The organism is Bradyrhizobium sp. WYCCWR 12699 (assembly GCF_032144035.1).
Taxonomy (GTDB): Bacteria; Pseudomonadota; Alphaproteobacteria; order Rhizobiales; family Xanthobacteraceae; genus Bradyrhizobium.
Window position 1 is genome coordinate 513,835 of the sequence record NZ_JAVTJN010000032.1, and the last position, 14,214, is coordinate 528,048.

Sequence of the window (14,214 nt, forward strand, 5' to 3'; positions counted from 1 at the left end):
ATTTGCCGGTCAATTGGCGTGTCAGTTCGCCTGGGCGGTGGCGGGCCGCTTGAGCTGGTGACCTGCAGGCTGCTCCGACATCTCGGGCGAAAGGTCAATCCCGAAATCCTCCAGCCGCACCCTGATCTCGGCCGCGATGTACTTGACATATTCCGACAGCAGCAGCCGCAAGGTGGAGGCCGAGGTCCACCACGGCTCCTCGCGCCATTTGTCGCCGACCACCGCGAAGGGGATCAGCGTCGTTTGCGGCATCGCATGCGAGAATTCCACCAGCGCGCGCGGCATGTGGTAATTCGACGTGACCACGATCAGCGACTTGAAGCGGCGTCCCTCGGCCCAGCGCCGCGCCTCCGCCGCATTGCCGCGGGTCGAGAGCGCGGTGCGGTCGAGATCGACGCAACATGTCATGAAGGACTGGTTCTCCGGCAACGTCCTGGAGATGTCGCTCGCCGTCGAGGTCGGATGCACGCCGGAGATCAAGAGCCGCCTGCCGTAGCCGGCAGCGAGCAGCTCCATCGCGTCCGAGACCCGCGATGAGCCGCCGGTCAGGACCACGATGCCGTCGGCCTTGCGACCCGGCGCGACCTCGGCGCCACGCAACTGCGACAGGAACGCGATGAACCCCGCCGCAGCGGCGACGAAGGCGAGCGCAATCGTCGACACCAATGCCGCGCGCAGCCAGCCGCGCGGCAGTTTCGGCGATCGATCGTCGGTCGGCGAGGCCATGTGATGTCGTTGATCCCTTCCCTGAAGTGATTTTAGGACGTTTTGAGGCGAAGTGGAGTCTCGTTTCTGCACCCTCTCCCCTTGTGGGATAGGGTGGCTCGACGCGAAGCGGCGAGACGGGTGAGGGGTCTCTCTCCGCGAATTCGCACAGTTCTTTTGCGCCGAGATATACCCCTCATCCGGCGCTTCGCGCCACCTTCTCCCACAAGGGGAGAAGGGAAGAAAGGATCTCAATCCACGTCATTCAGCGTCGCAAACAGCGTCTGGCGCGAGGCCACTGCGGTGATGGCGCCGATCAGCACGGCCTGGACCGCGAGCACGATGTAGCCCGACGGCCGCAGCGAGAAGGTGCCGAGCAGGGCCGCGAACTGGTCGCCGACGGGGGTACCGGAAAACCAGCCGGCGATCGACTCGGAGAACCCGAACACCAGCATGGCAGCGCCGCCGCCGATCACGCCGCCCTCGAGGCCCAGGCGGAGGAAATGGCGCAGGAAGTGATTGGCGATGTAGCGGTCGCCGGCACCGACGAAATGCAGCACCTCGACGATCGGGCGGTTCGCCGCCATGGCGCCGCGGGTCGCGAACGAGACGGAGATGATGGTGGCGACGATGACGAGCGCGAGGATGCCGAGGCCGGCGAGCACGGTGGCGTTGGTCATCGAGCGCATCCGCTCGATCCAGGCACGATGATCGTCGACGCTGGCGCCCGGCGCCACCTGGGTCACCCGCGCGCGCAAGGCGCCGAGATCGAGCAGCGTCCCGGGCTGCACGCGCGCGATGATCATGCGCGGCACCGGCAGGTCGTCCATCGCCAGCCCGGTGCCGAGCCAGGGCTCGAGCAGCTTGCCGCTCTCCTCCTTGCTGAACGGCTTGACCTCGACGATTCCGGCTTGCGCCCGCATCGCCTCCGTCACCGCGGCGGTGTCGCGATCGAGATCGCGCCCCGTTTGCGGACGAACCTGGATGGTGATCTCGCTCGCGACGTCGGACTGCCATTCCGCGGCGGACGCGCTCACCAGCAACACGGTGCCCGTGGTCATCGACGCGAGGAACGTCATGATGGCGACGACGGCGACCAGCGCCCGGCCCTGGATCGAGGCGCGCGGCACGATCGGCGACATGTTGCGCGCCTTGGCCGGCAGCTGCGGACGCTCCTGTCCGAGGTCGACCAGCACGCCGCGCTCGTCTGTCCTACTCATAGACGTGCAACCGTCCCTGGTGCAGCACCAGCCGCCGGGCCTCATACTGGTCCATCAGGCCGATGTCGTGGGTCGCGATGATGACGGCGGTGCCAGATTTGTTGAGCTCGATGAACAGCCGCAGCAGGCGGCGTCCGAGCGTCGGATCGACGCTGCCGGTCGGCTCGTCCGCAAGCAGCAGCTGCGGCCGCGAGATTACGGCGCGCGCGATCGCCGCGCGCTGCTTCTCGCCGCCCGACAGGATCGGCGGCAGCGCGTCCATGCGGTCGCCAAGCCCGACCCAGCGCAACAGATCAATCACCTCCTTGCGGTAGCTCGACTCGCTGCGGCCCATGACGCGGAACGGCAGCGCGACGTTCTCATAGGTCGTCATGTGATCGAGCAGGCGGAAATCCTGGAGCACGATGCCGATGCGCTTGCGCAGATCGGCGATCTCGTCCTTGCCGAGCTGCGAGATGTCGTGACCGAACAGATTGACGAGGCCCCGCGTCGGCCGATGCGACAGGAACAACAGGCGCAGCAACGAGGTCTTGCCGGCGCCCGACGGGCCGGTGAGGAACTGGAACGAATGCGCCGGGATCTGGAAGCTGAGGTCGCGCAGGATCTCCGGCCCCAGACCGTAACGCAATCCGACATTTTCGAACCGAACCAAGCTCAGCTCCGTTCGAGAGGGGGCGCGGGACACATGGCCGCGCTCCGCCATGCGCGATCCACGGGTTTTGCCGCCGTTATGGTTTCCGGTTCGTTAACGGTCGCCCTGTAGCATATTGGTCGCATCCTGGCCGCCCGGTTCTTCCTGACGGGGTTATGGTCAGGACCTCGTTCAAGTCCTGGTTCATGCATCAAGGCTCGTCCATGCATATCGTCTGCCCCCATTGTATGACATCCTACGCCATCAAGCTTGCAAGCCTTGGGGCGAACGGGCGGGCGGTCCGCTGTTCCCGCTGCAAGGAGACCTGGATCGCCCATGCCGAGGACGCCATCGAGGAGGCGTCCGTTCCGGCCATGGCCGCAGCCAGCCAGGCCGACGACCAATCCGACCTCGCCGAGCAGTGGAACTCCTACGCCAAGGACGACAGCGCCACTGACACGCCCGTTGTCGACAGCCCCTCAATCGCCAGCGACTGGCCCGAGGAAGAGGCCAAGGAAACCGAGGACGAGTGGTCGGCGGCGGCCCGGGAGGTCGAGGAGGAGGTCGCTGGCGTGCAGCACCAATCCTGGTTCCGCGGCCTGTTCAGCCGTCGCGGGGCGCGGGTCAGCCGTCCCGCCGCCACCGCCGCTCCGCGAAAATCCTATTTTGGGCTGCCGACCGCCTGCGCCGCCATGGGCGCGCTGGTGCTGGCGCTGGTGATCTGGCGCGGCGACATGGTGCGCCTGCTGCCGCAGACGGCCGCGTTCTACAAGATGGTCGGGCTCGAGGTGAACCTGCGGGGCCTCGCCTTCAAGGACGTGAAGCTGTCCAGCGAGACCGTGGACGGTAAGCAGGTGCTGGTCATCGAGGGCGTGATCGTCGGCGAGGGCAAGAAGCCGCTCGACATCCCGCGGCTGCGCTTTGCCGTTCGCGACGCGCAAGGCGCGGAGATCTACGCCTGGAATACGGTGCTGGAGCAGACCGTGCTGCGGCCCGGCGAGCGCGCCTTCTTCCGCTCGCGTCTCGCCTCGCCGCCGCCGGAGGGCCGCAATATCGATGTGCGCTTCTTCAACCGGCGCGACATTGCCGGCGGCAGCGTATAATCAGCTTGTAGGGTCCCGCACGGGAAGGTTTGTCCCAGAGGTTGATCTGATGCCGAAAATCCTGATCGCCGACGACGAGGATTCGATGCGCACGCTCGTCGCGCGCGCCATCGCCATGGACGGCCACGAGACCGTCACCGCGCAAGACGGCGCCGAGGCGCTGGAGATCCTGAGCCGCGAGGACGGCGCCTTCGACCTGCTGCTCACCGACATCCAGATGCCCGTCATGGACGGCATCGCACTGGCACTCTCCGCCGCGCGCGATTTCCCTGATCTGACCATCCTCTTGATGACCGGCTTTGCCGACCAGCGCGAGCGCGCATCGAACCTCAATGCGCTGGTGCACGACGTCGTGACAAAACCGTTCTCGGTCGCGGATATCCGCACCGCGGTGGCGGACGCACTGGCGGCGAAGAAGGGGTAGCCACGGATTCCGCTGTCATGCCCCGGCTTGACCGGGGCATCCAGTACGTCGCGGCCCCTCGGGTGACTCACTAGCTTCTCGGAATGCTGGATCGGCCGGTCAAGGCCGGGCGATGACACCGAGTGTGCCGTCAAAAATCCTTCAGCAGCCGCTCGATGTAATCGAGCTCGATCTGCGGGCGCGAGCTGTCCCCCAAGCGGCGGCGGAGCTCTTCGAGGATGCGACGGACACGCTGGGCGTCGATCTCACCGGGGATCTTGACGGTGTAGTCGTCGCTGAGATCGCGGCCGTGCAGCGGGCGTCCCAGCGGATCGGTCTGATTGCCGCCGCTCTGCTGACGGCCGGCCCGATTGCCGGGACCATCGTTCTGCCCGTCGCCATCGCCCTGCTGCATCGCTTCGGCCATCTTCTGTGCGCCCTTGCGCATGGCGTCGAGCGCCTTGCCCTGCGAATCCACGGCGCCGTCGGCATTGCCCTCGCCGAGCTTCGAGCCGGCATCACCCATGGCGCCGTCCGCGGTGTCGAGGCTGCCATCGTCGCCGTCGTCACCGTCCTGATCGCCGTTCTGGCCCTGGTCCCCCTGCTGGCCTTTCTGTCCCTGCTGGCCTTTCTGACCCTTTTGTCCCTTCTGCGTGAGACCGCGCTTGGCAAGCTCGTCCTGCAGCTTCTTCAGGCGGTCGCGCAGCGACTGCTGATCCTGCTGCAGATCCGACATCGACTGGTCGCCCTGCTGCTTGCCGCGCGAGCGATCACGCCGGGAATCCTGGCCCTGCTTGAACGTCTTGTCGCGCAATTGCTGCTGCTTGCGGATCATGTCGCTGAGCTCGTTGAGCGCCTGCTCCATCTCGCTTTCGCCGGATTGCCCGGGCTGCGCCATCTGGAGGTTTTCCATGATCTGCGCGAGCTGCTCGAGCAGGCGCTGAGCGGCCTCTTTATTGCCTTCGCGCGCCGCCTTCTCGATCTGCCGCAACAGGTCGTCCAGATCGCGCTGCGTGATGACGTTGCGGTCACGGCTGGAGGATTGGCTCCGTTCCGTCGCCCGCTTGTACTCCTCGAGCTTCTGGATCGCGTCGGACTGGTTGCCCAGGCTCTTGCCGGATTCCTTCTGCCTGAGGCTGTCGCCGGACTCCTGCATCGACTTTTCGGCGCTGTCGAGCAGCGCGTCGGGATCCTGATCCAGCTGGGCCGCAACCGGGGTAACGCTTCCCAACAGGAAGGCGAGGCAGGCGATCGACATCGCCTTCAAGACTGGCACGCGCGCTAGCTTCCGCATTTCCGGTCCCGCGTAAACTGGTTGGTCTTGTCGTCCCCCGCCTTGTTGGCACGGTTGTTCGCCGACTTCCGATAGGCCTGAAGCTGCTCGCGCAACGCGTCCTGCTGCTGCGCCAGCTCGGCGAGCTGCTCGGGCGTCGCATGCTGGGTCTTCTGTCGCAGCTCGATCGCCTTGTCGAGAATGAGCTGGACCTCGGCCGGGAACGGCTGCCGGGCACCGAGCGGATTCTGTTCGGCGCGGCGGGCGAGATCACGCACCTTGCCGGCCATGGCCTCGCGGAGTTTCTGCGTCAACACTCTCAGCTCGTCCTCGCTGGCGCCGCGGTCGAGCGCCGCCTTGAGCGCGTCCTGCGCCGAGCGCAGCGCGGCGTTGACGCTGCCGGCGACACCATCATCCTCGATGGTGGTCGCGAAGGCCCACATGCTCGCCACCACATTGCGCAGCGCATCGTCGGTGCGGGCGGCCTCGAGCTGGCTCGCGAGGCTGCGGAGACCGAGATAGCAGCCGGCGTCCGGCGTGAACAATTCGGGTGCGATCATCAGCGCATCGAGCGCGGTGTAGACGTCCGAATTCCTGTTGGCGTCGAGCGCGAGGATGCGGCGCTGCTCGATCAGCGCGCGCGCCAGCGAGTTGGTGAAGAGACGCTCCGGCAGGCGCATGTTGAAGGGCTCGCTTCGCGCCTCGTTGCCGGCTTCGTCCTTGGCGGTGAGCGTCAGCGTGACATCGGCACCGGCATAGGGATCCTCGCTGAGGTCCTTCACGGTCTGGCCGACGCCGTTGCGGGTGCGCGCGTTCGGCAGCACGAGCGGGAATTGCGGCGGCTGGAACAGCGGCCGCGGCGCGGCCTTGCCGTCGGAATCCTTGGCTCCGTCTTTGGCGTCCGCGGGGCGCAAGGCGATGTGCGCGTCCGCGCCGGTGACGCCGTAATCATCCTCGATCTTGTAGGAGAGCTGGAGCCCGCCGCGCGCCTGGCGTTCGGGATCCTTGGCGAGCGCGATTGTCGGCGCATGGTCCGGCGTTGCGGCAAACGCCCATTGCGGCTGGCCGGAGGGCGCGCGGACATGCGCGGTGCCGTCGGTGGTGATGGTGAAATGCTTCTCGTTGGCGCCCTTGGGTGCGGCTTCCGTGGGGGCGACCTCCTTGAGGCCGCCGGAGACGACGACATCCAGGCTGCCGCCGGAGGAGCGCACGATCAGGGTGGAGCCGGCGGGAACGGCAAGCGGGCCGGAGGCGGGCAGCGCCGCGGCCTCCTTGTTGGCGGCCGACAGGATGACCGGCGGCTTGCCGGTATAGAGCGGCGGCGTCACCCAGGCGTCGACGCGAACATTCGCGGGCGCCAACACGCCGTTCCAGTCGAAGGCGGCGCCGAGCCGCATCGCGCGCTCGTCGCCGGCGGCGAAGAAGGTTGCAACCAGCATCACCATGATCAGTGCGCGCAGCGCCCAGGGGTCGTGGAGCGCAAGCCGGGGATGCGGCAGACCGGCGCGGATGCGCTTGAGCGAGGCCAGCGTGCGTTCGCGCTGCGCCTGCCACAGCGCCTGCGCGACCGGATCCTGCGAGGACAGCGTATCCGTCAGCGTCGTGGCCGGGCGGTGACGGATGCCGGAGCCGCGATCGAGCCGGCCAAGTGCCTCCTCGCGGCTCGGCCAGCGGAAGCGAATCAGGGGCAACAGGGCCGCAATGGCGATGCCGGCGAAAACGACGAGACCGATGGCACGGGCCAGGAAAGGCAGCGCCAGCCAAAGGCCGGCCCAGGACACCGCCAGGAACAGGCCGACGACGGTCAGAAGCCGCGCCAGATGTGGCCAGGCACGCTCCCACGCGATGGCATAGAGGGCCCGATCCAGGGCCTGCGCCAGCTTCAACCGCGACAGAGCGTCACTGTTGCGGATCGGGTCTGACGGGTCGGGGGTGACGCCGTTCAATCAACTCTCCAGGTTGCCCGGTGGAGCGAAGCCTATCACAACGGCAGCACTGAGGCATCCGTTCCGGTACGGGAGACACCCCTTTTCCCGCATAACACGAGGACGTGACTGGCTCGCCCCAACCCCGTAATTTCCGCGCGTGATCCGAGGGAAACGAGAGGAAACGCCATGGACAAGAAGATGCACGACAAGGGCCTGGAAGTCCGCAAAGCGGTGCTGGGCGAGGCCTATGTCAACAACGCCCTGAAGAACGTCGACGACTTCAACCGTCCGTTCCAGGAGATGCTGAACGAATATTGCTGGGGGACGGTGTGGGGCCGCGAGGAGCTGCCGCGCAAGACCCGCAGCATGCTCAACATCGCGATGATCGCGATCCTCAACCGCCAACACGAATTCCGCGCGCATCTGAAGGGCGCGCTGACCAACGGCGTCAGCCGCGAGGAGATCCGCGAGATCCTGATGCAGGTCGCGATCTACGGCGGCATGCCCGCCGCGGTCGACAGCTTCCGCATCGCGCGCGAGGTGTTCGCGGAGATCGACGGCAAGGCGTGAGATGCAGCGCCAATCTCCGCTGTCGTCCGGGACAAGCGAGCTCGGGAAAACGCGTAGCGTTGTCCCGAGCGGAGCGCAGATCCGGGACGACAGCGGGGATGGAGCGAGCACTTGAACAACAACGAAGAAGAAAGACAAGGAAACACCATGGACATCGGATTCATCGGCCTCGGAAACATGGGTTTCCCGATGGCGCGGCGGCTGATCGAGGCAGGGCACAGGCTCGTCGTGTTCGACACGCGCAAGGACGTTATGGGCAAGCTCACGGCGCTCGGCGCGACCGCCGCAACATCGCCGAAGGACGTCGCCGATCAGGTCGAGACCGTGATGGCGAGCCTGCCTTCGCTGCAGGCTTCGCTCCAGGTCGCAACGGGAGCGAACGGCGTCATCGAGGGCAGCCGGGCCAAACGCTTCATCGATCTCTCCACCGTCGGCTCGGCGATGGCCGTGACGATTCACGGCCAGCTCGCCAAGCGCAACATCGTGCAGATCGACTGCCCGGTCTCCGGCGGCGTCGGCGGCGCCGAGAAGGGCACGCTGGCGGTGATGGTCTCCGGACCTAGGACCGAGTTCGAACTGCTCAAGCCCGCGCTCGACGTGATCGGAAAGGTGTTCTTCATCGGCGAGAAGCCCGGCGCGGCGCAGACCATGAAGCTCGCCAACAATTTCCTGTCGGCCACCGCGATCGTGGCGACGTCGGAAGCGGTCGTGATGGGCGTGAAAGCCGGGCTCGATCCCGCGGTGATGATCGACGTCATCAATGCCGGCTCCGGCATGAACACGGCGAGCCGCGACAAGTTTCCGCGCGCGGTGCTGCCGCGCAGCTTCGATTTTGGCTTCGCCACCGGATTGATGGTGAAGGACGTCCGGCTGGCGCTGGAGGAGATGAAGCAGCTCGGCCTGTCGATGGAAGTCGCCGACGCGGTCGGTAGGTTATGGGAGACCGTGATCGCCGCGGAAGGCGCCGAATCCGATTTCACCGCGGCGATCAAGCCGATCGAGAAGAAGGCGGGCGTGGTGGTCGGTGGAGCGAAAGGCGGATTGGCGGGGAAGTAGCCGTCCCCATCTCCACTGTCGTCCCGGACAAGCGCGCCTGAAGCGCGTGCAGATCCGGGACCCTCACGGTCAGACTACGACACACTCACAGCCACGGCGCCGGCTTATCCATCGCGATCAGCTGCTCGACCTCGATGCGCGGGCGCACCACGGCGTATTGGTCGTCCTTCACCAGCACTTCCGGCACCAGCGGCCTTGTGTTGTAGGTGCCGGCCTGCACCGCGCCATAGGCGCCGGCGGTCATGATGGCGAGGAGATCGCCGGGCTTCGGCGTCGGCAGCGTGCGGTCGAGCGCGAGATAATCGCCGGTCTCGCAGACCGGGCCGACGACATCGGCCATGATGGTCGCCGCGCCCTTTGGGGCTTGCGTCACCGGCAGGATGTCGTGATGCGCCTCGTACAGTGTCGGGCGGATGAGGTCGTTCATCGCAGCGTCGATGATGACGAAATTCTTGCCGTCGCCATGCTTCACATAGATCACCTTGGCAACCAAAATGCCGGCATTGCCGACGATCATGCGGCCCGGCTCGAACATCAGCGTGCAGCCGAGATTGTGGCTGACGCGCTTGACCATCGCGGCATAGGCGGCCGGCTCCGGTGGCGCCTCGCGGTCCATGTAATAGGGAATGCCGAGGCCGCCGCCGAAATCGACATGGCTGATGTTGTGGCCGTCGGCGCGCAGCGTCTGCACGAATTCGGAGAGAATACGGAACGCGGTTTCCATGCCCGAGAGGTCGGTGATCTGGCTGCCGATATGCACGTCGGTGCCGGTCACCTCGATGCCCGGCAGCTTCGCGGCGCGCGCATAGACCTCGCGGGCATGCACGATCGGGATGCCGAACTTGTTCTCGGACTTGCCGGTGGAGATCTTGGCGTGGGTGCCGGCATCAACATCCGGGTTGACGCGCAGCGAGACGCGCGCGGTCTTGCCCATCTCGGTCGCAATCCGCGACAGCAGCTCGAGCTCGGGCTCGGATTCCACGTTGAGGCAGAGGATGTCGGCGGCAAGCGCGGCGCGCAGCTCGGTTTCGGTCTTGCCGACACCGGAGAAGAGGATCTTGTTTGGCGGAATGCCGGCCGCCAGCGCACGCTTCAATTCACCGCCCGAGACCACGTCGGCACCGGCGCCGAGCTTGGCCAGCGTGCGCAGCACCGACTGGTTGGAGTTCGCCTTCATGGCGTAGCAGACCAGCACCTTCTCGCCGGCGAAGGCGTCGGTGAAGACGCGATAGTGCCGCTCCAATGTCGCGGTCGAATAGCAATAAAACGGCGTGCCGACGGTCGCGGCCAGCTCGGACAGGTTCACCGCCTCGGCGTGCAGCACGCCGTTGCGGTAGTCGAAATGGTTCATGGCTTAGGCTCGGTTGTCCCGGCTTATTTTCTGCCGGGAGGTTCGTCCAGGAGCGGGTCGAGAATAAACGGTTTCTTCCGGCCCTTGGCCGCCGCCGGCTCGGCATCCGCACCTGAGCTGGGATTGAACATGCTCGACGTCTTCTGGGCTGCGGTGTCGGTGTTGGTCGAAGCTGCGCCGTTGGCCACGGGCGCGTTAGTAGCCGTCGGCGGCAGATCCAGCGGACCCTTGCGGCCGCAACCGGCAAGCGCAAGCGCCGTCAGACTCAAGACAATGATGGCCCACCCCGAGCGGGCCGGGCGAAACTTTGACGTCACGACGAAATCCCCAATACGCGGGCCGCACCATACAGAGATTGGCGCGCTCTGGCGAGAGCCCGGATGACCATGAAACATCAGCGAAATTTTGCCTTCAGCCCAATTTCCGCTCTTTTTCCAGCCGCTTCGCCCACGCTTTGGCCTGGGCCGTCACGTTCTTCGGCGCGGTACCGCCGAAGCTGGTGCGGCTCTTCACCGACGATTCGACCGAGAGCACGCCGAACACGTCCTTGGTGATTTTCGGCTCGATCGCCTGCATCTCCTTGAGCGGCAGCTCGTGCAGCGCCACGCCGCCCTCGGCGGCCTTGGCGACGATGCGGCCGGTGACGTGATGGGCGTCGCGGAACGGCATTTTCAGCGTCCGCACCAGCCAGTCGGCCAGATCCGTCGCGGTGGCGTAGCCCTCGCCCGCAGCGGCCTTCATCCTGGCTTCGTCGGGCACGAGGTCGCGGACCATGCCGGTCATGGCGCGAATCGCGAGCGACAGCGCGGCAAAGCCCTCCATCGCGCCCTGCTTGTCCTCCTGCATGTCCTTTTGATAGGCGAGCGGCAGGCCCTTCATCACGATCAACAGGCCGTTGAGCGCTCCGATGACGCGGCCGGTCTTGGCGCGCACCAGCTCGGCGGCATCCGGATTGCGCTTCTGCGGCATGATCGACGAGCCGGTGGTGAACTTGTCGCTGAGCCGGATCATGCCGACCAGCGGTGAGGTCCAGATCACGATCTCCTCGGCAAAGCGCGACATGTGCACGGCGCAGATCGAGGCCGCCGACAGCGTCTCCAGCACGAAGTCGCGGTCGGAGACGGCATCGAGCGAGTTCGCCATCGGGCGATCGAAGGCAAGCGCCTTCGCGGTGGCGTGGCGATCGATCGGGAACGAGGTGCCGGCCAGCGCGGCGGCGCCGAGCGGGGATTCGTTGAGCCGCTTGCGCGCATCCTGGAACCGTCCGCGGTCGCGCGCGGCCATCTCGACATAGGCGAGCAGATGGTGGCCGAAGGTCACGGGCTGTGCGGTCTGCAGATGCGTGAAACCGGGCATCACGGTGCCCGCGTGCTCCAGCGCGCGCTCGACCAGCGCCTGCTGAAACGCCGCCAGCGCCGCATCCGTTTCGTCGACGATGTCACGGACATAGAGACGGAAGTCGGTCGCGACCTGGTCGTTGCGCGAGCGCGCCGTGTGCAGGCGGCCGGCGGCGGGGCCGATCAGCTCGGACAGGCGGCTCTCGACATTCATATGAATGTCCTCGAGCGCGCGCTTGAATTCGAAGCCGCCCTTGCCGATCTCTGACAAAATCGTGTCTAGACCCTTGCCGATATTTTTCGCATCAGAACCCGTGATGATGCCTTGGTTGGCGAGCATCGCGGCGTGGGCCTTGGACGCGGCAATGTCCTGGGCGAAGAGGTGACGATCGACGTCGATGGAGACGTTGATCTCTTCCATGATCTCATCGGGACGTTCCGAGAACCGGCCGCCCCACATCTTGTTGCTCATGATCCCCTGCTCACGCCTTGATTTGCCGCACGTTTGCTGGCCGCCGCCAGCCGTATTAAGAGGCCTCTGATAGCCATATCTGCGACCGGATGACAAACGATATGCTCGACAAGAAGCCCTCCGCCACGCGCCGGGTCCCCCTCGTGATCGCCACCGTGGCGGTCGGGGGCCTGGCCGGCTTCGCCGCGCTGTACGGGCTGGGCCTGAGCCGGGCGCCCTCGGGCGATCCGACCTGCAAGCCGGCGGTCGCGACGGCGCAAAAGATCGCTCCCCTCGCCCATGGCGAGCTGGCGGCGCTGACCATGGCGAGCGCCCCCCTGAAGCTGCCGGACCTCGCCTTCGAGGATGCCGATGGCAAGCCGAAGAAGCTGTCGGATTTCCGCGGCAAGACGCTGCTGGTGAATCTCTGGGCCACCTGGTGCGTGCCGTGCCGGAAGGAAATGCCGGCGCTGGACGAGCTGCAGGGCAAGCTGTCGGGCCCGAATTTCGAGGTGGTGGCGATCAATATCGACACCCGCGACCCCGAAAAGCCGAAAAACTTCCTGAAAGAGGCCAATCTTTCAAAGCTAAGTTATTTCAGCGACCAGAAAGCCAAGGTTTTTCAAGATCTTAAGGCAATAGGCCGGGCCCTGGGCATGCCGACATCGGTGCTGGTCGACCCGCAGGGCTGCGAGATCGCGACGATCGCGGGGCCGGCGGAATGGGCGAGCGAGGACGCGCTCAAGCTGATCCGCGCGGCAACCGGCAAGGCCGCGGCGGCGCTTTAGAAAGTCAGGCGGTGACGTTGAGATTGCCGCCGACGCCAGGGCCGACATTAGCGAGCGAGGGCTGACCGGCACCGAGCAGCGTCAGGACGGTGGATTTCTCCATATCCGCGTTCTGCTTGCTGAGCGTCGCCGCAATATTCGACTGCAGCGCACCTTGCTGAGCGGCCAGCATGGTGCTGACCATTGCCATCATGTCCATTACGCGAACCCTCGTACTCGCCGTAACCTAGGCGCGAGAGGTTAACGCGACATGAAATGTCACAGAGGCTTGTGAAGTGGCCGTATTCCAGCCCTCCAGCGCATCGCTGACGCGCTGCGCCGCGTCGGCGGGGGGCACGAGACCACGCTTATCGCGTCGGAACCGGCTTGGCGCCGCGGTAGTCGTAGAAGCCACGCTGGGTCTTGCGGCCGAGCCAGCCGGCCTCGACGTATTTCACCAGCAGCGGGCACGGGCGGTACTTGGAATCGGCGAGGCCCTCGTGCAGCACCTGCATGATGGAGAGGCAGGTATCGAGGCCGATGAAATCGGCAAGCTCGAGCGGGCCCATCGGATGGTGCGCGCCGAGCTTCATCGCCGCGTCAATCGCCTCGACGTTGCCGACGCCCTCATACAGCGTGTAGATCGCCTCGTTGATCATCGGCAGCAGAATGCGGTTGACGATGAAGGCCGGGAAATCCTCGGAGACCGCGACCTGCTTGCCGAGCTTGGAGACGAATTCCTTGGACGCCTCGAAGGTCGAATCATCGGTGGCGATGCCGCGGATCAGCTCCACCAGCTCCATCAGCGGCACCGGATTCATGAAGTGAATGCCGATGAAGCGCTCGGGCCGGTCGGTGGCGGCCGCAAGCCGTGTGATCGAGATCGAGGAGGTATCGGAGGCGACGATGGCCTCCGGCTTCAACACCGCGCAGAGCTCATGGAAGATCTTGCGCTTGACCTCTTCCTTCTCGACCGCGGTCTCGATCACGAGATCGCAATCGGCGAGGTCGTCAAGCTTTTCGGCGGGCGTGATGCGCGCCATCGCCTTGGCCTTGTCGTCCTCGGAGACGGCCTTCTTGGAGACCTGGCGCGCCAGATTGCCGTTGATGGTGGCCATGCCCGATTTGAGGCGGTCCGCCGAGATGTCGTTGAGCACCACGTCGAAGCCGGCGAGCGCCGCGACATGCGCGATGCCATTGCCCATCTGCCCCGCGCCGATCACGCCGACCTTCTTGATCACTGCCGCCATAATGTCATCCACCGGAACGGCGCGCAGATCGCGCCTGTCTATCCCCCGAGCCGGGAGGTCTGATTTGATCAGGAGCTGATTTAATCAGAACCCGGGCTCGAAACCTAGATTGGATCGCTTCCCCGGCGTGCCCCCCGCCAAAGAAAACGCTTCAGAAATGAAACACCGG

The 14,214-nt window shown here is 65.7% G+C and carries 15 protein-coding genes; 5 read left to right on the forward strand and 10 right to left on the reverse strand.

Annotated elements, in window-relative coordinates:
- Window positions 1–21 precede the first annotated feature (21 nt).
- From RPS27_RS17255 to ftsE, 3 genes are all read right to left on the reverse strand, one after another.
- Complete coding sequence (locus RPS27_RS17255; RefSeq protein ID WP_211418682.1) at window positions 22–726, reverse strand: YdcF family protein; 705 nt, start codon at window positions 724–726, stop codon at window positions 22–24.
- 230 nt (window positions 727–956) lie between these two features.
- On the reverse strand, window positions 957–1,925 hold the full coding sequence (locus RPS27_RS17260) for an ABC transporter permease (protein ID WP_211418683.1): 969 nt from the start codon (window positions 1,923–1,925) through the stop codon (window positions 957–959).
- Window positions 1,918–2,577, reverse strand: coding sequence for a cell division ATP-binding protein FtsE (gene ftsE / locus RPS27_RS17265; RefSeq protein WP_018646542.1), 660 nt, complete (start codon window positions 2,575–2,577; stop codon window positions 1,918–1,920). Before ftsE ends, RPS27_RS17260 begins: the two co-directional genes overlap by 8 nt.
- 203 nt (window positions 2,578–2,780) lie before the next feature.
- On the opposite strand from ftsE, the gene RPS27_RS17270 reads away from it, so the two are divergent.
- Both RPS27_RS17270 and RPS27_RS17275 read left to right on the forward strand, forming a co-directional pair.
- On the forward strand, window positions 2,781–3,659 hold the full coding sequence (locus RPS27_RS17270) for an MJ0042-type zinc finger domain-containing protein (RefSeq protein ID WP_212065900.1): 879 nt from the start codon (window positions 2,781–2,783) through the stop codon (window positions 3,657–3,659).
- A gap of 49 nt (window positions 3,660–3,708) precedes the next feature.
- On the forward strand, window positions 3,709–4,083 hold the full coding sequence (locus RPS27_RS17275) for a response regulator (protein WP_194405855.1): 375 nt from the start codon (window positions 3,709–3,711) through the stop codon (window positions 4,081–4,083).
- A 130-nt stretch (window positions 4,084–4,213) separates the two neighbouring features.
- Here RPS27_RS17275 and RPS27_RS17280 read toward each other — a convergent pair whose 3' ends face one another.
- Complete coding sequence (locus RPS27_RS17280) at window positions 4,214–5,356, reverse strand: DUF4175 family protein (RefSeq protein ID WP_212065899.1); 1,143 nt, start codon at window positions 5,354–5,356, stop codon at window positions 4,214–4,216.
- Window positions 5,344–7,281 carry a TIGR02302 family protein gene (locus tag RPS27_RS17285; protein ID WP_212065898.1) on the reverse strand — a complete coding sequence of 646 codons (1,938 nt, stop codon included), beginning with the start codon at window positions 7,279–7,281 and terminating at the stop codon, window positions 5,344–5,346. Before RPS27_RS17285 ends, RPS27_RS17280 begins: the two co-directional genes overlap by 13 nt.
- A 168-nt stretch (window positions 7,282–7,449) precedes the next feature.
- Here RPS27_RS17285 and RPS27_RS17290 point away from each other — a divergent pair, with 168 nt between their 5' ends.
- Together RPS27_RS17290 and RPS27_RS17295 are read left to right on the forward strand one after the other, a co-directional pair.
- Window positions 7,450–7,833, forward strand: a complete 384-nt coding sequence (locus RPS27_RS17290; protein ID WP_018316258.1) for a carboxymuconolactone decarboxylase family protein — start codon at window positions 7,450–7,452, stop codon at window positions 7,831–7,833.
- Between the two features lie 147 nt (window positions 7,834–7,980).
- Complete coding sequence (locus RPS27_RS17295; protein ID WP_212065897.1) at window positions 7,981–8,889, forward strand: NAD(P)-dependent oxidoreductase; 909 nt, start codon at window positions 7,981–7,983, stop codon at window positions 8,887–8,889.
- 85 nt (window positions 8,890–8,974) lie between these two features.
- Here the strand turns inward: RPS27_RS17295 and lysA are convergent, their stop codons facing one another.
- The 3 genes from lysA to argH all read right to left on the reverse strand — a co-directional run bounded on the left by lysA (window position 8,975) and on the right by argH (window position 12,049).
- The gene (gene lysA, locus RPS27_RS17300) at window positions 8,975–10,240 is read right to left on the reverse strand and encodes a diaminopimelate decarboxylase (RefSeq protein ID WP_211418688.1); all 1,266 of its coding nucleotides are present in this window, start codon (window positions 10,238–10,240) and stop codon (window positions 8,975–8,977) included.
- A gap of 23 nt (window positions 10,241–10,263) precedes the next feature.
- Window positions 10,264–10,557: an LPS translocon maturation chaperone LptM gene (gene lptM, locus RPS27_RS17305; protein ID WP_212065896.1), complete on the reverse strand. Its 294-nt coding sequence runs from the start codon at window positions 10,555–10,557 to the stop codon at window positions 10,264–10,266.
- A 94-nt stretch (window positions 10,558–10,651) separates the two neighbouring features.
- Complete coding sequence (gene argH, locus RPS27_RS17310) at window positions 10,652–12,049, reverse strand: argininosuccinate lyase (RefSeq protein WP_194405850.1); 1,398 nt, start codon at window positions 12,047–12,049, stop codon at window positions 10,652–10,654.
- A gap of 101 nt (window positions 12,050–12,150) precedes the next feature.
- Between argH and tlpA the strand changes: the two genes are divergently transcribed.
- Window positions 12,151–12,816 carry a thiol:disulfide interchange protein TlpA gene (gene tlpA / locus RPS27_RS17315; protein WP_194405849.1) on the forward strand — a complete coding sequence of 222 codons (666 nt, stop codon included), beginning with the start codon at window positions 12,151–12,153 and terminating at the stop codon, window positions 12,814–12,816.
- 4 nt (window positions 12,817–12,820) lie between these two features.
- On the opposite strand, the gene RPS27_RS17320 is transcribed toward tlpA, so the two are convergent.
- Both RPS27_RS17320 and RPS27_RS17325 read right to left on the reverse strand, forming a co-directional pair.
- Window positions 12,821–13,015, reverse strand: a complete 195-nt coding sequence (locus RPS27_RS17320; RefSeq protein ID WP_142250949.1) for a hypothetical protein — start codon at window positions 13,013–13,015, stop codon at window positions 12,821–12,823.
- Window positions 13,016–13,163: 148 nt separating this feature from the next.
- On the reverse strand, window positions 13,164–14,045 hold the full coding sequence (locus tag RPS27_RS17325) for a 3-hydroxybutyryl-CoA dehydrogenase (protein ID WP_194405848.1): 882 nt from the start codon (window positions 14,043–14,045) through the stop codon (window positions 13,164–13,166).
- Window positions 14,046–14,214: the final 169 nt, after the last annotated feature.